20 protein-coding genes and 4 tRNA genes are annotated in these 22565 nt (G+C 41.0%); 17 read left to right on the top strand and 7 right to left on the bottom strand.

Features of this window, described 5'->3' with window-relative positions; genetic code table 11:
• Positions 1–3: 3 nt before the first annotated feature.
• Positions 4–630 (bottom strand): septation protein A, encoded by a 627-nt coding sequence (locus tag L6421_RS05955; RefSeq protein WP_237260470.1) that lies wholly within the window; start codon positions 628–630, stop codon positions 4–6.
• 73 nt (positions 631–703) lie between these two features.
• On the opposite strand from L6421_RS05955, the gene L6421_RS05950 reads away from it, so the two are divergent.
• From L6421_RS05950 to rluB, 4 genes are all read left to right on the top strand, one after another.
• Positions 704–1558: a PHP domain-containing protein gene (locus tag L6421_RS05950; protein WP_237260468.1), complete on the top strand. Its 855-nt coding sequence runs from the start codon at positions 704–706 to the stop codon at positions 1556–1558.
• A gap of 134 nt (positions 1559–1692) precedes the next feature.
• Positions 1693–2316: an L-threonylcarbamoyladenylate synthase gene (locus L6421_RS05945; protein ID WP_237260467.1), complete on the top strand. Its 624-nt coding sequence runs from the start codon at positions 1693–1695 to the stop codon at positions 2314–2316.
• Positions 2313–2969: a site-2 protease family protein gene (locus tag L6421_RS05940; protein ID WP_237260465.1), complete on the top strand. Its 657-nt coding sequence runs from the start codon at positions 2313–2315 to the stop codon at positions 2967–2969. Before L6421_RS05945 ends, L6421_RS05940 begins: the two co-directional genes overlap by 4 nt.
• A 125-nt stretch (positions 2970–3094) precedes the next feature.
• Entirely contained in the window at positions 3095–4006 is a 912-nt protein-coding gene (gene rluB, locus L6421_RS05935) for a 23S rRNA pseudouridine(2605) synthase RluB (protein WP_237260463.1), read from the top strand.
• 79 nt (positions 4007–4085) lie between these two features.
• Here rluB and L6421_RS05930 read toward each other — a convergent pair whose 3' ends face one another.
• From L6421_RS05930 to L6421_RS05915, 4 genes are all read right to left on the bottom strand, one after another.
• Positions 4086–4691 carry a hypothetical protein gene (locus L6421_RS05930; RefSeq protein WP_237260461.1) on the bottom strand — a complete coding sequence of 202 codons (606 nt, stop codon included), beginning with the start codon at positions 4689–4691 and terminating at the stop codon, positions 4086–4088.
• A gap of 107 nt (positions 4692–4798) precedes the next feature.
• The gene (locus L6421_RS05925; protein WP_237260459.1) at positions 4799–5020 is read right to left on the bottom strand and encodes a SlyX family protein; all 222 of its coding nucleotides are present in this window, start codon (positions 5018–5020) and stop codon (positions 4799–4801) included.
• Between the two features lie 92 nt (positions 5021–5112).
• The gene (locus tag L6421_RS05920) at positions 5113–6930 is read right to left on the bottom strand and encodes a M61 family metallopeptidase (protein WP_237260457.1); all 1818 of its coding nucleotides are present in this window, start codon (positions 6928–6930) and stop codon (positions 5113–5115) included.
• A 49-nt stretch (positions 6931–6979) separates the two neighbouring features.
• Positions 6980–7969 (bottom strand): SLAC1 anion channel family protein, encoded by a 990-nt coding sequence (locus L6421_RS05915; protein ID WP_237260455.1) that lies wholly within the window; start codon positions 7967–7969, stop codon positions 6980–6982.
• A gap of 234 nt (positions 7970–8203) precedes the next feature.
• Between L6421_RS05915 and L6421_RS05910 the strand changes: the two genes are divergently transcribed.
• The 6 genes from L6421_RS05910 (at position 8204) to L6421_RS05885 (ending at position 11572) form a co-directional block, all read left to right on the top strand.
• Positions 8204–9205, top strand: coding sequence for an SLAC1 family transporter (locus L6421_RS05910; RefSeq protein WP_255695510.1), 1002 nt, complete (start codon positions 8204–8206; stop codon positions 9203–9205).
• Positions 9206–9352: 147 nt separating this feature from the next.
• Entirely contained in the window at positions 9353–10765 is a 1413-nt protein-coding gene (gltX, locus tag L6421_RS05905; protein ID WP_237260452.1) for a glutamate--tRNA ligase, read from the top strand.
• 286 nt (positions 10766–11051) lie between these two features.
• A tRNA-Ala gene (locus L6421_RS05900) sits at positions 11052–11127 on the top strand.
• 89 nt (positions 11128–11216) lie between these two features.
• Positions 11217–11292 (top strand) — tRNA-Glu (locus L6421_RS05895).
• Between the two features lie 4 nt (positions 11293–11296).
• Positions 11297–11371, top strand: a tRNA-Gly gene (locus L6421_RS05890).
• A gap of 125 nt (positions 11372–11496) precedes the next feature.
• Positions 11497–11572: transfer RNA gene (locus L6421_RS05885), tRNA-Glu, on the top strand.
• A 323-nt stretch (positions 11573–11895) separates the two neighbouring features.
• On the opposite strand, the gene L6421_RS05880 is transcribed toward L6421_RS05885, so the two are convergent.
• Positions 11896–14052: a RelA/SpoT family protein gene (locus L6421_RS05880; RefSeq protein ID WP_237260451.1), complete on the bottom strand. Its 2157-nt coding sequence runs from the start codon at positions 14050–14052 to the stop codon at positions 11896–11898.
• Between the two features lie 191 nt (positions 14053–14243).
• Between L6421_RS05880 and dusA the strand changes: the two genes are divergently transcribed.
• The 4 genes from dusA to arsC all read left to right on the top strand — a co-directional run bounded on the left by dusA (position 14244) and on the right by arsC (position 17601).
• A complete protein-coding gene (gene dusA / locus L6421_RS05875; RefSeq protein ID WP_375540374.1) occupies positions 14244–15320 on the top strand; it encodes a tRNA dihydrouridine(20/20a) synthase DusA in 1077 nt (358 codons plus the stop codon).
• Positions 15317–16954, top strand: coding sequence for an exodeoxyribonuclease VII large subunit (xseA, locus tag L6421_RS05870; protein WP_237260449.1), 1638 nt, complete (start codon positions 15317–15319; stop codon positions 16952–16954). The genes dusA and xseA overlap by 4 nt, the downstream gene beginning before the upstream one ends.
• 69 nt (positions 16955–17023) lie before the next feature.
• On the top strand, positions 17024–17242 hold the full coding sequence (gene xseB / locus L6421_RS05865) for an exodeoxyribonuclease VII small subunit (protein WP_237260448.1): 219 nt from the start codon (positions 17024–17026) through the stop codon (positions 17240–17242).
• Between the two features lie 2 nt (positions 17243–17244).
• Positions 17245–17601: an arsenate reductase (glutaredoxin) gene (gene arsC / locus L6421_RS05860; protein WP_237260446.1), complete on the top strand. Its 357-nt coding sequence runs from the start codon at positions 17245–17247 to the stop codon at positions 17599–17601.
• A gap of 910 nt (positions 17602–18511) precedes the next feature.
• On the opposite strand, the gene L6421_RS05855 is transcribed toward arsC, so the two are convergent.
• On the bottom strand, positions 18512–18961 hold the full coding sequence (locus L6421_RS05855) for a hypothetical protein (protein WP_237260444.1): 450 nt from the start codon (positions 18959–18961) through the stop codon (positions 18512–18514).
• Between the two features lie 228 nt (positions 18962–19189).
• Between L6421_RS05855 and L6421_RS05850 the strand changes: the two genes are divergently transcribed.
• The 3 genes from L6421_RS05850 to L6421_RS05840 all read left to right on the top strand — a co-directional run bounded on the left by L6421_RS05850 (position 19190) and on the right by L6421_RS05840 (position 22565).
• Positions 19190–20698, top strand: a complete 1509-nt coding sequence (locus L6421_RS05850; protein ID WP_237260442.1) for an RNA polymerase factor sigma-54 — start codon at positions 19190–19192, stop codon at positions 20696–20698.
• 189 nt (positions 20699–20887) lie between these two features.
• On the top strand, positions 20888–21817 hold the full coding sequence (locus L6421_RS05845; protein ID WP_237260440.1) for a cupin domain-containing protein: 930 nt from the start codon (positions 20888–20890) through the stop codon (positions 21815–21817).
• Positions 21818–21857: 40 nt separating this feature from the next.
• Positions 21858–22565 carry a response regulator transcription factor gene (locus L6421_RS05840; protein ID WP_237260438.1) on the top strand — a complete coding sequence of 236 codons (708 nt, stop codon included), beginning with the start codon at positions 21858–21860 and terminating at the stop codon, positions 22563–22565.

Below are 22565 nucleotides of genomic sequence, written 5' to 3'. Positions count from 1 at the left end.
CGGTCAGTCCTTTTTGTTTTCTGCTTGGTTGTGGCTAAGATTTTCAATAAGCTGATCTTCTGTATGGCCTTCTTGCAGAGCATTGGCTTCAGCTTCTGAATCGGATTCTTGTATGTATTGGCTAATGTATAAACCTTGAATGATGATAAACACCAAAGTCATCCCCATTAAACCAAAAAGTTTAAAGTTGACCCAAGTGTCAGTGTCGTAATTGAAGGCGACATAAAGGTTGGTAATACCGGAAACGATAAAAAACACAATCCATAACCAACTCAGTCTTAGCCAAATCGCTTCTGGCAAACTAATCGCCTGGCTCATCATCCTTTCTACAATCGGTTTTTGGCCAATGTAATGGCTTCCCAAGAAGACCAGCGCAAAGCCCCAGTTGACAATGGTTGGTTTCCACTTGATGAAATCTTCATCTTGTAAAACAAGGGTTAGCCCACCTAATACAAGAATTAAAACCAGGGTAATCACGTGCATTTTCTCAACACGTTTATGTTTGAGGTAAAAATAGGCCACCTGAGCAATCGAAGCGACGATAATCACCGCTGTTGCGGTGTAGATGTCATACATCTTGTAAGCGATAAAAAAGAGTACAACGGGAAAAAGATCAAATAATAATTTCATGTAGCCAAACGTTTTTTTATGTTAATTTAAAGGGATTCTATATGGGATTGCTAAGGATTAAAAGGCTCAAATTATGAAAGTTGATTTTCATTGTCACACTACTGCATCAGATGGCGGTTTATCACCTAAGGAAATCATCGACTTAGCTTTAAAACATGAAGTAACCACCCTTGCAATAACCGACCACGATACCACAGCGGGTTATGAACAAGCACTGGACTATGCTACTGAAAATAACATCCAACTCATTAGCGGTGTAGAGGCATCCTGCACATGGAATGGCCATACCATTCATATTGTCGGCTTGGATTTTGATATCGAAAATCCTGTACTTCAAGCAGGCCTGGCCAGTATTAGGGAGTTAAGACTGGCTCGTGCCAATAGCATGCTTGAAAGACTGGCTGACAAACCACATATAAAAATAGATTCAATTGAAGAAAAGCTTTGGAATTTGGTGGGGCATGGTGTGGTAGGACGTGGTCATTTTTCACAACTGTTGCAACAAGAGGGTTTGGTTAAAAACGGACAACAAGCCTTTGATCGCTATCTCAAAAAAGGAAAGGTCGGGCATGTCGGCGTGACATGGCCAGAGTTATCGACCGTCGTGAACTGGATTACCCAAGCAAATGGGATTGCGGTAATTGCACATCCGGCAATCTACAAATTCACCAGTAATAAATTGAACCGACTGATTTCGGACTTCAAACAAGCTGGAGGACAAGCGATAGAGGTTGTTAATCAGCCTAGGCATTGTGCCGACATCAATGGCATGGCGCAAAGAGCGGTAAAAAATGAATTATACGCATCGATGGGGTCAGATTTTCACCGCCCAGAACATAGCTGGCGCGGTCTAGGCTGGTTAGCGCCAATGCCACAAACCGTTAGGCCTGTTTGGGAACTATTTAAAAATCCGCTTAAACAGGCTTAAGCCGCACACATATAAGTTTTAGTCTGGATTGGTAATGGATTATTCCTAACTTGTTGTCTATTTACCTTTCATAAGGGCTTAATAAATAGCGTATAATTACCGATTGTTTTTTACTTACTTTTTCAGGGTAGATTGTGGCTTCAAGTTGTAAATATATTAGTGTTCATCCAGATAACCCTCAACCGAGGATGTTGGAGCAAGTGGTTGAAATACTTAAAAAAGGTGGGGTGATAGCTTACCCGACAGAATCGGGTTATGCATTGGGCTGTTTGCTGGATATTAAAGATGGGGCAGATCGTATTCGCCAAATCAGACGATTAGACGACAAACACGAACTAACCCTCATGTGTCGTGATTTAAGCAATCTATCCGAATATGCTAAGGTTGGTAATACCCAATTCCGTTATCTAAAAAATCATCTGCCAGGGCCTTACACCTTCTTACTGCCGGCAAGTCGTGAAGTGCCTAAACGTCTACAGGCTCCAAAACGTAAAACCATTGGTTTACGAGTGACACCGAATGTGGTGACCAATGCGCTTTTGAGTTATTTTGACAAGCCTTTGCTTACAGCCACTTTAATCCAACCTGGAGAATCTTCACCGATGACCGATGGTTGGACGATTCAAGAAGAGTACGGACATTGCCTGGATGCGGTACTTGATGGTGGTTTCAGTGGTTTCGAACCCACTACGATTATTGATTTTACCGAAGAAGAACCGGTTTTAGTGCGCCAAGGACAAGGAGAGTTTTTTGCGTGAATGAATTAACCATTATGCAAAAAATAGCTGTATGGGCTTTACCCGTGATTTTCGCCATTACTTTGCATGAAGTCGCTCATGGTTGGGCGGCTTCTAAGTTAGGCGACCAAACCGCCAAGATGCTGGGGCGGTTGACACTCAACCCGATTAAGCATATCGATCCAATCGGGACGATTGTCGTACCGTTGTTATTGCTCTATTTTGGTGGTTTCATTTTCGGTTGGGCCAAAGCGGTACCGGTTGACGCACGCAACTTTAAAAACCCGCGTGGTGACATGGCTTGGGTCGCTATCGCAGGGCCGACTGCAAATTTAATCATGGCATTTATCTGGGCGTTAATCGCTAAAATTGGCTTGATCTTACAAACAAGCAATCCAGATATTGGTTTATTCTTGATCTACAGTGGATTTGCCGGTGTGAGTATCAACCTGATTTTATTGGTTTTGAACTTAATCCCAATTCCACCGCTTGATGGTAGCCGTGTATTATCGGCTTTTTTACCCAAAAAGCAGGCCTGGCAATTTAATCAAATCGCTCCTTATGGATTTTTTATTATTTTAGGCTTGATGCTTTTGGGTATCTTGATGCCGATGTTGATGGGGCCTTATACCATTTTTAAAGACATAATTTTCAACCTTGTTGGTTTACAATAAAACATGATAAAAGAGCCGAAAACAAGGTGGCGGCAAGTCATCGGACATAATGAATAATAACTGCCAAAATAACAATTGCTAAAATTCCAATAGCAACAGAAATCAATCTGAATAAAGAGATATATATGAATCAACCAACAGATGAAAAACTTCAAAAAATTCTAGCGCGTGCTGGTTTTGGTTCAAGACGTTCTGTTGAAACCTTGATCAGCGAAGGCCATGTGAAGATTAATGGTCGTACCGCTAAACTGGGTGATAGAGCAACGGCTGAAGATAAAATCAAAGTCCGTGAGCAAGCGGTTAAAGAGACTCGTCTGCAAAAACAACCTACACAGGTGATTTTATACAACAAGCCAGAAGGCCTTCTTTGCACACGTAGTGATGATAAAGGGCGCGAGACTATTTTCAGCCAGTTACCACGTATCATCAATGGCCGCTGGATCAGTATAGGCCGTTTGGATTTAAACACCAGTGGTTTATTGATATTGACCAATAATGGTGAGCTGGCCAATCGAATGATGCATCCATCTTATGAGGTTGAGCGTGAATACACGGTGCGTGTGTTCGGTGAAATCAGCGACGAAGCGTTAAAGCAAGTGGTTAAAGGCGTTCAGCTAGATGATGGACCTGCCCGTTTTAATAAAGTTTCTAAAATGAGAACCTCTGTCGATGGGGAATCGATCAATAAATGGTATCGTGTGACCATCAAAGAGGGGCGTTATCGTGAGGTTCGTCGCATTTGGGAAGCGGTTGGTGTTCAAGTAAGTCGCCTGCATCGTGTACGCTATGGTCAATTCACCATTCCACGAAACCTGCGTAAAGGTAAAACGGAAGAGTTGAGCTGGAAGCAGGTCAATCAATTGCTGAAATCAGTAGATTTAAAAGAAGAAGCGCGCCCGGATTTACGTCCGGATAGCCAGGTCGGGCAGAAAAAGCAGAAACGTATGAATTCAAATGCTAAACCGATTGCCAGAAAACCGTCTTCAAAGCGAACCATTCATGATTTGAGTGATGGGTTTAATAAAAGAAGACGCTAACGACTTTTCTGTTGGCGTGTTATAAACTCAACAAAAATACGCCCAATTTTTGAGCTGCTTTCTTCAACCTCTAAAGTGACTAATAAATCCTTTCATAAGGGTTTATTAGTTTTAGCGTTTTAACATAAATGATTTTTCCATCTTCCTCATCATTTTTATTCTTTGAAGTTGAGGTTAACCATTTCCATCCAGAACTTTTCTTAACATTCACGACAAACCCCGTGATTTCAATTAAGTCACCATTGCGAATTTTAGCTATATTGTCTGCAATGGAATCGTTATCAGGAATGAGATGCAGACTGGCGGTATTGTTTTCTATTTCATATTTGGCAACTGGTAAATCATCTCCTTGCCATTTATAGGTTCGGTTGTCTAGCCAGATATCCAGCTGATCATATACAGACTCATCAGACATAACCCCCCAACCAATAACGACAGTCATGGGCGATAAACGGGCCTTTTGGTCGAAATAAAATTTTGAAGCGGCCAAAACTCTGGCTTCTGCAGAAAATGAGCTTAAGGGTGAATAGGTAAAGTCACCATGACGAAAAGAGGTTATCGAGGTCGCATCCTGATACGGATAGCCACCGGCCATAACGCCAGCACCGACTTTGGGAGCATTTTCAATATAGTAAAAATGTTTCCAAGCGAATAAGACTAAAACTAACAATATAATTTTTTTCATAACATCAATTCTAGCACCAATTTATAAAATACTTCTTGAATTATAAACTTAACCTTCATTTGTGGTGAAAAGAGAATATTCACAACTGTTTCAGACCCGCAAATAAATTAATAATGCGGAGGTGGAACCTCATCTTTCGGATCTTTAATGGCATCTTGCTTAAGGGTTTTAATATAGTCAGATAACAGCATTAGTTTCTTTTCTAATAACTGTATCTCTTGATGTTGAATCGCAACAGTTCGCTCTAAAGCTTCGATGTTATCGTCATGAAAGGCTTGATTCATCTCTAGCTGGTTCAGGCGTTCTAAAATTTCTTTATTCTCGGGCATATTCTTTATATCTTTTGCAAAATGAAAAACGTAATGTTAAGTAGACGCAGTCAATATTAAATCGCTTTAAAGTCATGGGCTTAGGTTTGGTTTTAGGATAGCCACTTAATATTGGAGGATGCATCAGGAACCTGTCTAATAAACACTCTATCTTTCAACGGTGCTTCAAGCTTGATTGTCGTGCTTCTTAATTCATCTCTTCTAAAGTAATGACAGCTCAGTGGTTGATTGTTGTCGTGACGCTTTAAAAGATTATCTAGTTGCGCTTTGGAAGCAATACGTAAACCATTCAGAGCGATGATTTCATCACCAGAAGCTAAGCCTGCTTGATAAGCGGGTTGGTTATGCCAGACATGAGTGATCTTCAAGCTAGCTTGCGGGGTCGCGCTGATATTCGCACCCAAATGATTGGGCAAAGCCGAATCTACAGACTCATTTGCTGCGTCATTGACTAAATCCCCCCCTTGGTCACCTCCTAGGTCATCCAGACCTGATTGGGCACGCAAACCAAAATGATAACCAAATTCGGCAAAAAGTTCGGCGAAAGGAATGTCTTTGGTGCCAAATAAATAGTCTTCAAAAAATTGACTTAAATCGACGCCGCTGACTTGTGAGCAAATCGCCTCGATTTGCCCGTCCTCAATGCCAATTTGAGTTTTACCGAACTGCTCCCAAAGATAGAGGAGTATGTCATCCAAGGATTTTTTACCTTGGGTTGCTTTGCGAATCGTTAAATCTAGGGCTAAAGCAATCAAGCTGCCTTTAGTGTAATAGCTGATGATGGCGTTAGGCGCATTTTCATCTTGTTGGTAAAACTTGGTCCAGGTTAACCAACTCGACTCGGAAACTGACTGTTTGAATCGTCCCGGCATGCGATAAACACGTGTCATTTGCTTGGCTAAAAGTTGTAGATACGTTGGGGTATCTACCAAGCCTGCTCGATGCAAAATCAAGCTGTCGTAATAAGATGTGACGCCTTCGAACCACCATAATTGATTGGTGTAAACCGGGGTTTGTAAATCACTGTCTTGGTAAACCTTGGGTTGAATACGTTTAACGTTCCAGGTATGGAAATATTCATGGCTGCATAGTTCCAAAAACTGCAAATACCCATCGGTTGCTTTTTGCATGCCTTTGTAGGGTAGGTCGTCCCGGCTACAAATTAACGCGGTTGAATTGCGATGCTCCAAACCGCCATAGTCACTCCCGGTAACCATTACTTGAAATAGATATTCCTCTACCGGAGCAGGTCTGCCAAACAGGTTGATTTCAGTTTCACAGATTTTAATCAAATCCTCTTTTAAACGGGATTCATCACAATCGAATACCCCGGTAATGACCATTGTATGAGGTACACCGCAGGCGGAAAAATGAATCTCTGTAAAAGCACCCATTTCAACGGGGTAATCAATCAAGGCATTGTAATTATCCGCTTGATAGAGGCCAAAACCTTGTTTATCTGTATCAATCTTGGGTAGGCCGGTCGCTACTTTCCAATGGTTTTTATGACTGATATTGGATTGTTCAATGGTAACTTGGCAAGCTTGATGTTCCAGGCCAACGACTTCCAAAAAGGCGGATGTGCCATTGAAGAATGCGTGAGTTTGATCAAAGTGAGCACCTCGAACCGAAAGATCCCAGGCGTATACGTAATAGCTAATAATGACCGCTTCATCACTTTTAAAAGACCAGTTTGATTTATCTATCGTATCTAGATGAATCGTTTTACCCGAATTGTTTGTCACATTCAATTCGGTGATGTTTTTAGCAAAGTCACGAATCAGATAACTGCCAGGAATCCAGTTGGGTAAACGAAGATATTGAACTGGTTGGACAGGTTGGGCAATGTGCACACTCACTTTCAAGTAGTGGGCTTTTGGGTCAAATGCAGAAATACGGTAATGAATCATAATTGGTCTATGGCGCTCTAAAGTTGAGTTTGAATATTACTCTATTACGTTAATCGGCAGGTTTTGCAGGTGGCGGCATGCAAAGTTTTTTATTTTTAATCGCAATTAGCGTTTTTAAGGTTAAATGCAAAATCAGGGCTGACAAGATTGCCAGTAAAAAACTGGCTATATAACTATATAGAATCAGACCTAATTGTTGGTACATCACGAAACTTGCCAAAGAGATTGCCGCTAAAGGGAAAGTATACGCCCACCATGCCAATGAAAAAGGAATCCTGATGAAACGTGCGACTTGGCTCAGTAAAAGCAGGGTCATGAAGAGCCCGATGTAATACAGGATTCGGGCAAACTCATCAACACCGGCCATGCCTTGTAGACTCATATAAGAGATGAATCCTACAGAGGGTGGAGCAATTAAGATAAACAGGGTCGGCTCAAGTAGTTTTAACATGGGTGGATGGAAAAACAGGCGGTACATTACAATGCTACTTAAGATGATCCAAAAAACCAAGCCGATACTAAAAAAGAACCAACCCAATTCAACATTGGCAAAATGTACCGCACCAAGTGGAACGACAATTGCGCCAACCACTGGAATGAACCAAGCCGGGTTCATATCGGTGATCTGCCATTTTTCATGGTGTATCCAGTTACTTAAGATATAAATCAATAAAGAAAATTGAATGATGCTGCCAACTCCCCACATGATTTGAGCTAAATCAAACGCGATATCTTTAAAAATCAAACTAAGCAAAAGTAAGCTAATGCTGAAGGTGGGAAAAAAGTGCAGTAACACCGGGTGGTTAAATTCGGCAATAACGTGGTTTGAATGCTTTAATAACTTAATCGAGTAGATTGTTGAAAAAACGAGGAAAAGGCTTGTGGTTATTAAGGCCAAGCTGTAAAAAAAGGTGATGGATATTCCCAGTTGTTCATGCGCTGACTGCAATCCGAGAGTCAAACCGCTTAATCCCATTACCGCTCCAAAAAGGTTGATAGGAAAATAAGCAATTCGGCTATTTAACTGATGATTAGACATATACACACTCTAAGAATTCGTAATTTATATTCTGATTTTGTTAAGCATTATAAGACAGATTTCCGCTTTAAACGCAATTGATAAGCTTTTTACCAAGATGAATGAGATTTATACTCAAAATACTCACTATTATTAATAAGGATTAATATAATTAAACCTTTATAAAAATCCTATTCACTTACTTAGGTTTAGATTTTGCGCTTAAATTATTTACCCAGTATTCTATATTTTGGCATGCCCATGGGGTTGATTGGAGCAGGCTTGAACGCCCGCCACCTTATGGAGCTGTTTAATCTGGAGATGGATATTTCAATTGCGATATTAATCTACGGCTGGGTGGTTTTCTTTATTGTTTCAACACATTATGTTTGGCATTTAATCCGATCTGGGTATAGGAATAACCTGATTAAGGAGTGGTACGATCCTTTTAGACGCTCATTCCTGCCAGCCGTTAGTTTGACAACCATTCTTTTTTTAATGAGTCTTTACCAGGTTTTAGATGGTTATTATCTGCTTGACCCGGCCTGGTTGTCCGGATTGTTTTATGCCATTGTTTTCGTTGCCAGCGCGCATTTCATGCTTAACTTGTTCTTGCTCAACGGCTGGTTGTTTGATGATAATCTTCAGCTCAACCATCACAAACCGACTTGGTTCATATTACTCTCCGCCAACTTTATTATCGTCATTGCCTTGATGGGTTCATTTGGCACCCAACAAAATACGTGGATTTATGAGGTTAGCCACTTCTTTTTTGCTGTTGCGTTGTTTCTTTGGATCGTTTTTTCAACCTCGCTTTTTTACCGCTTGATTTTTAGCCAAGCATTGCAAGCCCCGTTGAGACCTAGTCTGTTTATCTTTCTGGCACCTCCTTCTTTAGGGTGTGTCGCATCACTATTCATTTCTGATGCCTATATTGCCAATGGCATTATCACCCTAGATTCAGTGGGTATCCTTAGCTGGTTGAGCTATGGTTTCGCTTCAGTCATGCTGCTGATTTGGCTGGTTAATTATCGGTTCTTTGTTGGCGGTGGCTTAAGTATGGCGGGGTGGTCATATGTCTATCCATTGGCCGCTTATGGGCTGGCCTCTCAGTATCTGGCGCAGGCTCTTGAAAACATTTACCTTGCGATATTTAGTGCCGTTGTCTTTGTTGGTTTATTAAGCCTGATTTTATTATTGAGTTATTGGCTTTTTAAGGAAGTTTTGGTTTTTATACGTTCCGATACTAACTATTGATTCCTGCCGGTTATTTCCTCTGCTATAAAAGCTATTTACAGCCTCTCCATAACTAATTTTATAGATATCTCAATTTTCAATTTCTCGCTACTCTCTCAGCGTTTATAATGTGCTTTTTTTGATTATCTAAATTTTTGGAGTCTACCAGTGATTCGTACTCGATTTGCACCAAGTCCAACCGGTTATTTACATATCGGTGGCGTTAGAACAGCCCTTTATTCATGGCTTTATGCCAAAAAACAAGGTGGTGAATTTACGCTACGTATTGAAGATACTGACTTGGAACGCTCAACTGAAGAGTCTGTTAATGCGATTTTAGAAGGCATGAGCTGGCTAGGACTGGACTACGATCACGGACCGATCTATCAAACTCATCGCTTTGAACGCTATAAAGAGGTGATTCAGCAACTGTTTGATAAAGGCCTGGCTTATTATTGCTATGCCACTCCCGAAGAGTTGGATGTTATGCGTGAAGCTCAAAAAGCGGCGGGAGAGAAACCTCGTTATGATGGTCGCTATCGTGATTTTACTGGAGAACCGCCCACAGGCATTGACCCCGTTATCCGTTTCAAAAACCCAATTGATGGTGATGTTGTGATTGACGACCTCGTCAAAGGACAGGTTGTTATCAATAACAAAGAGCTGGATGATTTAATCATCGCACGTCCAGACGGCACTCCAACCTATAATTTTACCGTGGTAGTCGATGACTGGGATATGGGAATGACCCATGTTATCCGTGGTGATGACCACCTAAACAATACACCGCGTCAAATCAACTTGTATAAGGCCATTGGCGCAGAAGTTCCTAAATTCGCACACATTCCAATGGTGTTGGGTGAAGATGGTAGCCGTTTATCCAAACGTCACGGGGCTGTGAGTGTTCTTCAGTATAAAGAGCAGGGCTTTCTGCCTGAGGCGCTATTGAACTATCTTGTTCGTTTAGGATGGTCTTATGGTGATCAAGAAGTTTTCTCGATTGATGAGATGGTGAAGTACTTCGATTTAGATTCCGTTAACAGCTCTCCATCAACCTTCGATACCGCGAAATTGACATGGATTAATGAACAGCACATAAAAAACGCACCCGCAGAGCATTTGGCAACTCACCTGTCGCCTTTTGTAGCGCAGTTAGGTTGTGATTTAACTCAAGGGCCAGCGTTATCCGATGTGGCTAATCTATTACGTGACAGAGCGAAAACGTTGGTTGAGATGGCTCAAGGTTCGGTTTACTTCTACCGTGACTTTGAAGAGTTTGAAGCTGATGCGGCCAAAAAACATCTCCGTCCCGTTGCTGAAGAGGCATTGCGCCTGGTTTTAGAAAAATTGAGTGCGTTGCAAGAATGGAACGCTGAGGCAATTCATAATGAGATCAACGCCACCGCTGAAGCACTTGAAGTAGGGATGGGTAAGGTAGGGATGCCATTGCGTGTTGCGATTACTGGTGGTGGTCAATCACCGGCCATTGATGCAACGGCAGAGCTGATTGGTAAAGAGCGTTGTATGATGCGTCTGAATATGGCGTTAGACTTTATTGAGAAACGTAAAGAGTCACAATAGTATTCTTCATGAAAATTAAAAGAATCGAGTTCAATCCAGAATTTTAAGAATTGTATTTGATTTTCTTTTTTGATTTACAGAGCCGTTCAAGACAAAAATCTTGAGCGGCTTTTTTGTATTTTTTGATTCGTTGGATTTTGTGGCGTCTTAAATTGTTACCAACAAACAATCACTTAGTGCGCATTCAATTCATTAAGTGATTTTATTTAAAAAAAGTGTCATTTTTTTTACAATTTATACTTGACGAAAGGGTGCAACTCTATATAATACGCACCCATCAGCTCGAGGGGCTATAGCTCAGCTGGGAGAGCGCAACACTGGCAGTGTTGAGGTCAGCGGTTCGATCCCGCTTAGCTCCACCAAGTTGATAATTATAGTCCATCAGGAACTCACTAGGCCGAGTATCTTTATCTGATGGCAATCGATAAAACCTGGTTTTATCACATATAGTGTCCCGTTCGTCTAGAGGCCTAGGACACGGCCCTTTCACGGCTGTAACAGGGGTTCGACTCCCCTACGGGACGCCACTATGCGGGAATAGCTCAGCGGTAGAGCACAACCTTGCCAAGGTTGGGGTCGCGAGTTCGATCCTCGTTTCCCGCTCCAATTTCGAGTGTGTTGATGACCTAGGCCATAACAATCATCAACAGACTTTAATTCTCTCTTTGGAGAGTGTTAGAACTCGTTAAGTTTACAACTTGTTTTCAAGTTACTAAATTTAACAACAATCTGTCCCGTTCGTCTAGAGGCCTAGGACACGGCCCTTTCACGGCTGTAACAGGGGTTCGACTCCCCTACGGGACGCCATATAAATAAACCCGCTAATGAGTAATCGTTAGCGGGTTTTTTATTGCCTAGCGTTTTCTAAACCAGCTAGCTTATTCCATATTCAGGCCAGTCAATTTCGATGACTAAAGTAGTTCACTCAATCTCTTTCCTGGTAAATCAATTTACACATAGCTGTCTAACTAAAAAACAAACAATATCCAGAATGACTTGCTTTTAAGATAGAAAATAGGGGCTGTTTAGAGGTGTGTGTATTAGGCATATATAGAGGAAGGCGGCCTGTTCGCTGCCTTAAATCGGAGACAAACTTACCAGGCCTGGTGATAAATTTTACGGAAGAATAATCAGTCCGTTTTAATGGATACCGATTCGACGTTTGGAATGATCTCAATATGATCCAACAAGTCACCCAGGTTGGTTGAGTAATCCAACTCCAGGGTCAGATTCATCAAAACGCTGTTTTCTTGGGTATTGGTTTTGGTTTGCGAAGCAATCAAGTTGATATCCAAATCCGTCAGGGTTGCCATAACATCCCTTAACAAGCCTTTACGGTCAAAAGCGATAACCTGAAGATCCGCCGTAAAGCATGGCTGTTCAGCCTGGTTTTTATCCCAAGAAACCTCAATAATCCGACGCTGATCATCATGCGATAAGTTTAGGATATTGGGACAATCATGCTTATGCACGGTAATCCCGCGCCCACGGGTAACAAAGCCGACAATATCGTCATACGGTCTAGGCTCACAACAAGGCGCCAGATTGGTGGTCAAATGTACCGCACCAATGACATAAGCCCGAGCTTGCTCAATTTTTTCAGCCGACTGTTCGAAACTGAAGATACGCTGCTGTCTGTTTTGAGTTCTTTCTGGTCGTAGCTCAGATTGTATTGCATTGGTAAGTTGACGTTCATTGATTCGTCCCTTACCAATATCCTCAAATAGAGTTTCAACCGATTCCAGCTTGAAACGTTCCGCTACTTTTTTGCTTGAGACCGTTTCCGCATGTAAACGCTTAACTTCTCGGTTAAATAAAGATTCACCGGTTGTGATGTTCTCGGCTTTATTCTGTTTATTAAACCAGTTTCTAACTTTGTTTCTCGCACTAGAGCTTGTTAGGTAGCCGAGGTTAGGGTTCAGCCAGTTACGACTTGGTTCACCATTTTTGATGGTTAAAACCTCAACCTTATCACCGGTATTCAAAACATAACTCAACGGTTGAATTCGTCCATTGACTTTGGCACCTCGACAACGATGGCCTAACTCGGTATGGATTTGATAGGCAAAGTCGAGCGGGGTAGCCCCTTGTCTGAGAGTGATGATCTCATTTTGCGGAGTCATGATGTAAATATGTTTACTCTGGAGCTCGGTGCTGATCTCTTTGAAAATATCGGGATCATCCGAGTTTTCCAGCAACTGTCTTACATTGGCAATGCTCCGCTCCAGGTTCTCGTCAAAGGTGCTTTTTCCACCTTCTTTATAACGCCAGTGAGCAGCGACACCGTATTCTGCATTGTGATGCATTTCAAGGGTGCGAATCTGAATCTCAACAGTTTTTCCTTCCGGGCCGATAATGACTGTATGGATCGATTGGTAGCCGTTTTCTTTGGGAGTGGCTATATAGTCGTCAAATTCATGGCGCACATAGTTCCAGCGACTATGGATAAGCCCTAATGTTTCATAACACATCTGAATATTGTCAACGTAGATACGCACGGCACGCAGATCATACAGCTCTTCAATTGGCAGCACTTTGCGTTTCATCTTCTTCCAGATGCTGTAAATATGCTTGGGTCTGCCGGAGATTTTGGCATTGATATGATGTTGCTTAAGCATTTCATCAAGCGTATCCAGAACAATCTTTATGTAGTTTTCACGTTCTGAACGTTTGGACTGTAACTGACTTGCGATGTTCTTATATTCTTCCGGGTGAAGGTAGCGAAAAGAGAGGTCTTCCAATTCCCATTTAAGTTGGGCAATCCCCAAACGATTCGCCAACGGTGAGAATATCAGCTCGGTTTCGGCGGCAATCTGATGGCGCACCTCTTCACTCTCGTGTTTAAGGTCTCTAAGACGTGCTACACGGTAAGCCAGTTTCATTATCATGATTCTGATATCAGACGTCATGGCGAGCAACATTTGTCTTAAGCGCTCATTCTGTACATCATCCGACTTACGTTCGATATCAAAATCTTTAAACTTATTAAGCTTTCGTATCCCTTCAACCAATTTAGCGGTGGCTTTACCAAACTGCTCAACGATGTTCTCAATCGGATAGATGGCTTCAAGATTGGCATCGCTGACTAAAGCAGCTATCAGGGTCTCCTCATCCAGCTTGAGAGAGGCCAGTATTTGTGCGACAGCGTAACCGCGTACTCGGCCTTTTTCAGGCAGGTTATCCGCTTCAAGAGCCATTCCACAAGCTTGCATGCAACGGTCATGTTGAACTTCTGTTAAGGTAAAATCTTTGAATACTTCATCATAAAGTGTCTGGATAGGATTCATTGGTGTGCCAGTATTCTTATGTTATTTTTGTAGGAAATTATTTTAACGAGTTTTTAACCCTATAGACCGCTATTTTCACTAAAAGATTTTATTGCTAAACAAGTGTGGCTAAATGGCCTGGTTTCTCATGCTATGCAATGCGATAATACTCTCAATTTTTTTAAACCAAATTCATTTGAGTTGAGTTCATTTTGACAGACAAAACACATTCAATCATTCCAGAGCGAGCGCTATCGAAAAACCTGAGTCATAACAACAGTGCGGTTGGATTTTCCGTTGCGCCCATGTTGGATTGGACTGACAAGCATTGCCGTTATTTTCATCGCCAGTTAACTGAGCAGGCCTGGTTATATAGTGAAATGGTTACTACGGGTGCGATTATCTACGGTGACAATTTACCGCGTTTTTTAGGCCATAATGATTGTGAGGCACCAGTGGTTTTACAGCTTGGTGGTAGCGATTCAAAGGATTTGGCAACCTGTGCCGCTTTAGGTGAAGAGTGGGGGTATTCCGAAATCAATTTGAATGTCGGTTGTCCAAGCGATCGTGTACAAAACAATATGATTGGCGCTTGTCTACTTGGTCATCCCGAGTTGGTGGCTGAAAATGTTTCGGCAATGAAAGCCAAGGTTGATATTCCGGTTACCGTGAAAACCCGAATCGGGATTGATGACCAAGAAGAGTTTGAAATTTTACATCAATTTGTAGCAGGCCTGGTTGAAGCGGGTGTGGACGGCTTGATTGTTCATGCTCGTAAAGCCTGGTTGCAAGGTTTGTCACCAAAAGAAAATCGCGAAATCCCCCCGTTGAAATACGACTGGGTGCATAGACTTAAGCAAGAGTTCCCTGAATTGGATATCGCAATCAATGGCGGTTTGAAAACTCATTCGGATGCTTTGGCGCATTACTCATCTTACCAAGACCTTTCTGCAGTGGATGGTGTAATGCTTGGTAGAGCAGCCTATGAACAGCCCTATATGCTTGCTGAGGTAGACCGTTTATATTATGCAAAAAACGCTCCTATCATTACTAGAGAGCAGGTTCTTGAAAAAATGTATCCTTATATAGAACAGCATCTGACGGATGGTGGAAAACTTATTCAGATTACCCGTCACATGTTAGGGTTGTTTCATGGTTTACCTGGTGGGCGCATTTGGCGTAGACATCTGTCGGAAAATGCCTTTAAAACCTGTGCTGGAGTCAATGTGGTTGAGGAAGCCTATCAAATGGTCAATCAAGAAATACAGCGCATGGAAGATCGTGCATGATATTTTTAGAAGTCCCTTTTAGAGAGAAGGATCAAGCCAAGGCACTGGGTGCACGCTGGGATGCGGTCAGCAAACGCTGGTATGTGCCAGAAGCGTTAAATGATAGTTTAGATGGCTTTAAAAAATGGTTACCAAGTACCAATCCGCTTGATCACAATGTTTCAGCCGACAGTATTGATAATTCAACACTGTCATTGAACTTTGAGCAAACTGGTTTTGCGAGTCCTTCCAATGCCACTGAAGAGCAGAAAGGAACCAAACTTTCTATTGTCCTCAATAAAGTTCAAACGGTTCTCAGACAAGGTTTTCGAGGTGGGGTTTGGGTTGTCGCTGAAATCGCCAATATCAATACTCGTCGTGGACATGTCTATTTAGAGTTAACCGAAACCAATGATAGCGGTCAGGCCATTGCGAACTGTCGCGCGATGATCTGGCAAAGCCAGGCTGGACGGTTATTGGAGCGTTTCAGCCTTGAAACGGGTTCTGAATTGGCGATTGGGCAAAAAGTGTTGCTGCTTGCAGAAGTCAGTTTTCATGAGCAATATGGTTTCTCACTGGTTATCCAGGATTTAGATCCAAGCTACACTTTAGGTGAGCTTGAGCAACGACTCAATCAAATCAGAAAAAACCTGATGCAAAAGGGTATCTACCAACAAAATAAAGGCCACCAATTGCCGGCAGACTATTTCAGGATAGCGGTGATTGCTCCACCTCAAGCTGCAGGATTGGGGGACTTTAGAGCGGACGCCGATCAATTACAGAAATTTAAACTCTGTGAGTTCACTTATTTTTACAGTAGCTTTCAAGGGGATGCGGTAGAGGGTGAAATGCTGGAAGCGATTGCTGCGGTCAAGTCTCTTCATCAAACCAAACCCTTTGATGCGTTAGTGATCATTCGCGGTGGAGGCGCAAAGCTGGATTTGAATATGCTTAATATCGAGTCTATTGCAGAAACCCTATGCTTATTAGAACTTCCTGTATTTTCGGGTATCGGTCATGAACGCGATAACACCATATTGGATGAGGTGGCCCATAGCCGCTTTGATACACCAAGTAAGGTGATTGGTTTTATTAAAACCCAAATCGTTCAGCAAGCAAAAAATGCTCAAATAAACTGGACACATATTGAACAGTCCAGTCGAATTCTAGTGCAGAATTTACACCATAAAATCAATAAGCTAAACCATGAAATCACTCAGAATAGTTTAGGTTGTGTCTACCGCTGGCAAAAAAAAGTAGAGCCGATTCATTATGAAATAAGCCGTCTCAGCGAGTCTAAAATTTCGAGAGTCACTCAGGATATCGATGCAATCTACCACAGCATTAACGCTGAAGTTAAGAGTAAGGTGAATTTGGTTGAAAAAGAAGTAGGGCGGTTAAAAGAGACAATTAATCTTGAGGCCAAACGTTCTTTGAGCACTCAAAAACAGCAGATAATTCAATGGATTGCGTTTATTTTAAGTTCCGGGCCAAAATCCCAGTTAAACAGGGGGTTTAGCATTGTCAAAGATGCCGATGGCAAACCGATTACGACGGCGAAACAGGCACTTGAACAAGAGACCGTCGAGCTTGAGTTCAGCGATGGGATGATTGAAGCCAAAATCGAAAAAAACCAGAAAATCAAAACGCATTAGAGGAGTCGGGTCTTGTAATTCGGCTAATCTATTGCTTGTAACAAATTGAACCTAAAGGAATAAAACAACATGGCTCAAACAGCAGAGAGTTTTAAAGAAAATTATCAAAAACTACAAGAAATTGCCCAAAAACTTGCCAATAGTGGCGAGGTCGATATTGATGAACTTGTCCCAATGGTTGATGATGCTACAAGAGCCTATCAGCTTTGTAAATCGCGAATTGAAGCGGTGGAAACAGCGCTTAACACCCGTTTGGAAACGGAATCTAGTAATCAATCTGAGGACTGATCATGGTGAAATCAGCTGTTATTTATCATAACCCTCGATGCTCTAAAAGCCGTAATACTTTACAAATACTCAATGAAAATGGTTATCAAGTGGATGAAATACGTTACCTTGAAAATCCGCCAAATAAACAAGAGCTAGCCGAGTTGTGTGAGTTGATGAAAGTAACGCCCTTAGAGATTGTCAGAACCGGAGAGGATTTGTTTACCGAACTAGGTTTAACAAAACAAGATAAGCGTTCTGATGATGAATGGCTCGCTATTTTAGTCGAAAATCCAAAACTGATTGAAAGACCCATTGTTAGAGTCGGCAACAAAGCCATTATGGGAAGGCCACCAGAAAATGTACTGGAAATCATCTAACCGTAGAACAACTCTACATTTTCACGGTTGAATCAAAGTGACCAGGCCTGGTTATTTTGATTCGAACAAGTCGATGGTTCATTTAATAATTCAATGCATTTGGGTCTGTCAGTGGATTTTAGCTATATAGGATTAATAAAATACATATTAACAAAAATGGTATTTATATTTCTTGTACGAAATTGCTTAGCTCAATTTTAAAAAATGCATCGTATTTGAATTTATCCATAAGATGCAGAAATCAAAATAGCTAGTTTATTGTTGGTCAATGAATATTGATTCAATAGGTGCTAGACACAACATCTGTAAATCTTCTAAATCTTTACTTTAAAATCCATTTAATTCTGAAATCTACAAAATAGGGGGAGTTTATCAATTAATTGTATTTTTATGCATTATTCAATTTAACATAATATATATTATACGAACAATGATTAAGAAATTAAAAAGAGGGGTTTAGTCTCTAGTTACAACTATATTATTGATTTAGAACGTTTTATTACATTGCTGTGTTTTAGCTCTACTCAAAACTTGAACTTAAACAATCAAAACATAATGATTAAAAAACTTCGAATTAACGTATTTGAATGACTTTGATTTCGCATTATTGATAAGTCTTTGAAAATAATATGTAAATCAATTAAGGACGATTTAAACCCTTTCACGGCTTGTACGGTTTTATTAAATTTCAGAAGCTCATATCAGAGACTCATATTTGCGTGTATGGATTTCGAGTCCAACAGAATTTTTCAGGACACGGCTTTTATACGACTGGTTGTAAATTTTAGATACAAAAAAACCGAGAAATTACAAACTTATTCGCTTGTCTTTTCTCGGCATTTATTTTTTATTTGTTTCGTGATTTAGTTGTATGGTTTTATACAGTCATTGTAAACAAATGGTCTTACCCTTAACTCAAACCAACGTGATCCGCTAAAATGCTAATCATAGGAACAATTGAAATCAGTGCCAATAAAATAGGCACCCAAGCCTTATCTTCCTTGTTTTTAAGACCAATCGCACCGGCTACAATCGCAATAGGTGCCGCCACCCATGCAATCGGTGGAAACACAAAGCTAAATAAAATCGCCACTACACCAGCAACCATACCCAGTGTTGCTGCATCACCCGGCTTATAGGTTCTGGTATTACGCATATCATCAGGTTGAGTGCTCGCTGATTGTAAGCGCCCGATAATACCGTTAACATCCGATTCACTTAATGTATCTTGCACGACTTCCAAATCAGTCATACCAAGTGTAATCTTTTTATTAAGGTATAACGCTTTAACAAGGTCATTCCAGTTAGCATCATCATTCAACTGATCAATTATCGCGTGGGCGTCTTCTTTTATTGACATTGTGTATCCTCTAAACTTTTTGATAAACCGTGAATCACCAAGGATTCAGGCTCATTCTTTTATAAACATGCTCTTACAAAATTACGTAAATTTTAGCAATCATACCGTTATCAGCGATTAATTTCATGCTTTAAGTATGGTTTTTAGCTTACGTTTTATAACTATTTTGATTATTATATCTATAATATTCACTATTACTATTCTATTTTCCCAGGAGTTCTCTTCAATATGGCACTGATGCCCGGCTTACAAATTAACATGGGACAGCAGCTTAAGCTCACCCCACAATTACAACAGTCGATTAAAATATTGCAGTACTCTGCACTTGAAGTTCAACAAACCATTGAAGCTACTCTTGAAACCAATTTCATGCTTGAAGTTAATGAAGAGTTTGATCAAGATGACGATGAAAAGGATAATCTTGAAGCGGCTAATGACCCCTCTTCCGATGAAAAGACAGAAATAGCTAACGCTACGGATAGTGAAACCCCTTTAGACATTAATCAATCCGACACGATTAAAGATGATTTAGAGATTGATTATGATTGGGAAGAAGTCTACACAGACCATACCCCAGCTTCGAATCAATCCGCGGAAGAATATACCAGTGCGGAAACCTATACCGCTTCGGAAGAGTCGTTACATGACCACCTTTATTGGCAGTCCGATATTTATCCTTGGGATGAAAATGAATCGGTCATCGCTTCATATATCATCGATGACATCAATGAAGAGGGTTACTTATCCAGCTCTTTGGAAGATATAAAGGATTCAATTGCCAACAATGAACCTGATGTAATCGTTTCAGTTCCTGAAGTTGAAGCGGTACTCAAAGTTATCCAGCAGTTTGAACCGACGGGGGTTGGTGCGAGAACCGTCCAGGAAAGCTTGCTATTGCAATTAGCCAACCAACCTAAAACACCTTATGTCATGACGGCCATCCAGTTAATTACCGAGAATTTCGATTGGCTATCATTCCACGATTCCAAAAGAATCAAGAAACTATATGGCTTAGATGATGACGAACTAACCCAGTTAATTAGGCTGATTCAATCTTTAAACCCAAGACCTGGGCGTGACTACTCCAGCACACAGTCAGAAGTGATTGTGCCTGACCTGAGATTGCGTAGAGTCAAAGATGGTTGGCTGGTTGAGTTAAACAGCAATGCCTTCCCTCGCCTGTCTATCAATACCGCTTACATTGACTTGGCGAGCAGCTTAAAAAACGACGAGCAATCTAAGCAGATTAAAGAACAATTGCTGGAAGCAAAAGGTTTGATTAAAAGTATCCATAGCCGTGGTGAAACACTTTTGAGAGTGGGCAAGTTTATTGTTGAAAAACAAGAGCGCTTTTTTGAAGAAGGAGAACATGCTATGCAACCATTGGTTTTAAGGGAAGTCGCTGACTATTTAGATTTACATGAATCAACCATCTCACGAGCGACTAACCAAAAATACATTCAGACACCTCGTGGAACTTTTGAACTGAAGTACTTCTTTTCTACAGGGGTTAGTCAATATGGAAGTGCGGATCAATCTGCCATCGCAATCAAGGCTCATATCAAAGAGTTGATAGACGCAGAAGACCCTAAAAAGCCATTAAGTGACAGTAAGCTAATGAGTCTTTTAGAGGATAAGGACATTGTGGTTGCTCGCAGGACGATTGCGAAATACCGAGAAGCCCTGAAAATCCCATCCTCAAGTGAGCGAAAAAAACTGAATAAATTTAAGTTTTAATCCCTTTCAAATAATGACCATATCTCTTAAAACCACTATATACGTTATAAAAATAGTGGTTTTTTCATATTGGTACACAGTATAGAATTAGCGGTCACTTAGCTTATTGATTACTTAGAAAAATAGTAATTTGGTTAAGGTGCTTTTATAATAGCCCAATAATTAATTTAATGATGTTGAACAAAAACCATGAATAGACTAAATGTAGAACAAATTCAAGAAGCAGCACAGCAGCAATGGGAACACCAGGCAGAAGTTAAAGAGTATATGTCTGCGGTAAACCCGCCTATGCCTAAAATTGATGTTATTGATTACCCAAGTGCTTTACACCAAGGTGGCGAAACACGAATCATTCCATTTGATCTTTCAAAGCAGTTGGAAACCTCTTACCTTGCAACTTCGCCAAACTTAATGGCCAGTTACATTAAGATTTCAGCTGGAGATACCATTAAAACCGATGCATCGGTAACTTCTCAGATGTTCTATGTAATCCGTGGTTCTGGACGCACGCAGATGAAGCACGGCACAATCGAATGGAAAGCGGGTGACTTATTTACTTTACCAGGTGTTCCGGATGCTTTACATACCGCAACTGAAGATACGGCTATCTATTGGGTAAATGATGCCCCTCTTCTTAACTATCTTGGTGTCAAACCATCAAGTGAACGCTTTCAGCCTGTTTTATATACCAAAGAACGTTTATGCAGTGAATTGGAAGCTGTCCGTAAAGTAGCTGAAGGCCGCAACCGCACAGGTTTCTTGCTGTCGAACCCGCATTTTCCGCAAACCATGACATTAACCCATACTTTGTGGGCGCTTTATAATGTATTGCCGGCAGGTGTGGTTCAAAAACCTCATCGCCATAACTCCATCGCATTGGACTTCTGTGTGAATGCGGGGCCTGATACCTATACTTTAATCGGTAAAGAGGTTGACGAAAACGGGGAAATCATTAACCCAATCAAAGCGATGTGGACTCCAGGTTCTGCTTTTATCACCCCTCCGGGATGGTGGCACTCTCACCATAACGATTCGGGTGAAGATGCGATTGTATTGCCGATCCAAGATGCTGGAATCATTATGAACATGCAAGTTTTGGACTTCCAATATATTCGATAATATCGTTTACTATGCTTAGACCTTAAATCAGGATAAAGATATGCAAAATACCGATTATAAAATCGCCGTTATTGAAGATGATGAACTACAGCTCAATAGTTTAGTTGAAGCGCTTAAACAGCAAGGCTTTACCATCACCCCTTTTACTAACCGTGCGGATGCAGAAAAGTCATTTGCGGAGTCTTTACCTGATTTAGTCATTTCGGATATTATTTTAGGCTCTGAAGTCGATGGTGGTTTTGATTTGGCGAAACACTTACTGAGTTACAACCAACCTATCCCGATTATCTTCCTGTCAGAACGCCAATCAGAATTTGATATTTATACCGGCCATGCTTTGGGTGCAATCGATTACCTTCCAAAACCGATTAGTTTAAATGTACTTATTGTGAAGGTTAAAAACCTTCTTCGTATTACCGGCGCTCCTAAATCAAATAACGCCAATGATGAAAAATCGAAAATCCCCAATCTTGAACTTGCTCCAGAACAATTTAAAGCTTACTGGCACAATAAGCCATTGGACTTAACGGCAACAGAGTTTGAAATGTTAAAGCAGTTTGCTACTGCAGGAGAAAGTAGCGTTATTTCCTATGATGCGTTGCAATCTTCTACTCAAGGTGTGGTTGAGCGTAATACAATCAATACTCATATTTGTAGAATTCGTAATGCGTTTAAGAAAATTACCCCTGACTTCAATTTAATTCACAATGAATATGGACGTGGTTATAGTTGGCAAGATAAACCCTAA

Source organism: Thiomicrorhabdus immobilis (genome assembly GCF_021654855.1).
In the GTDB taxonomy this organism is placed as follows: Bacteria; Pseudomonadota; Gammaproteobacteria; order Thiomicrospirales; family Thiomicrospiraceae; genus Thiomicrorhabdus; species Thiomicrorhabdus immobilis.
Note: the sequence above shows the minus strand (reverse complement) of the source record. Positions and strands in the feature narration are given on the sequence as shown.

Coding starts and splice junctions, on each gene's coding strand:
- L6421_RS05850 (WP_237260442.1), top strand. CDS start 19,190: ATGGCACTGATGCCCGGCTTACAAATTAACATGGGACAGCAGCTTAAG.
- L6421_RS05920 (WP_237260457.1), bottom strand. CDS start 6,930: ATGATTCATTACCGTATTTCTGCATTTGACCCAAAAGCCCACTACTTG.
- L6421_RS05910 (WP_255695510.1), top strand. CDS start 8,204: ATGCCCATGGGGTTGATTGGAGCAGGCTTGAACGCCCGCCACCTTATG.
- L6421_RS05840 (WP_237260438.1), top strand. CDS start 21,858: ATGCAAAATACCGATTATAAAATCGCCGTTATTGAAGATGATGAACTA.
- xseB (WP_237260448.1), top strand. CDS start 17,024: ATGGCTCAAACAGCAGAGAGTTTTAAAGAAAATTATCAAAAACTACAA.
- L6421_RS05925 (WP_237260459.1), bottom strand. CDS start 5,020: ATGCCCGAGAATAAAGAAATTTTAGAACGCCTGAACCAGCTAGAGATG.
- L6421_RS05950 (WP_237260468.1), top strand. CDS start 704: ATGAAAGTTGATTTTCATTGTCACACTACTGCATCAGATGGCGGTTTA.
- L6421_RS05955 (WP_237260470.1), bottom strand. CDS start 630: ATGAAATTATTATTTGATCTTTTTCCCGTTGTACTCTTTTTTATCGCT.
- L6421_RS05930 (WP_237260461.1), bottom strand. CDS start 4,691: ATGAAAAAAATTATATTGTTAGTTTTAGTCTTATTCGCTTGGAAACAT.
- xseA (WP_237260449.1), top strand. CDS start 15,317: ATGATATTTTTAGAAGTCCCTTTTAGAGAGAAGGATCAAGCCAAGGCA.
- L6421_RS05845 (WP_237260440.1), top strand. CDS start 20,888: ATGAATAGACTAAATGTAGAACAAATTCAAGAAGCAGCACAGCAGCAA.
- L6421_RS05855 (WP_237260444.1), bottom strand. CDS start 18,961: ATGTCAATAAAAGAAGACGCCCACGCGATAATTGATCAGTTGAATGAT.
- L6421_RS05880 (WP_237260451.1), bottom strand. CDS start 14,052: ATGAATCCTATCCAGACACTTTATGATGAAGTATTCAAAGATTTTACC.
- rluB (WP_237260463.1), top strand. CDS start 3,095: ATGAATCAACCAACAGATGAAAAACTTCAAAAAATTCTAGCGCGTGCT.
- arsC (WP_237260446.1), top strand. CDS start 17,245: ATGGTGAAATCAGCTGTTATTTATCATAACCCTCGATGCTCTAAAAGC.
- L6421_RS05915 (WP_237260455.1), bottom strand. CDS start 7,969: ATGTCTAATCATCAGTTAAATAGCCGAATTGCTTATTTTCCTATCAAC.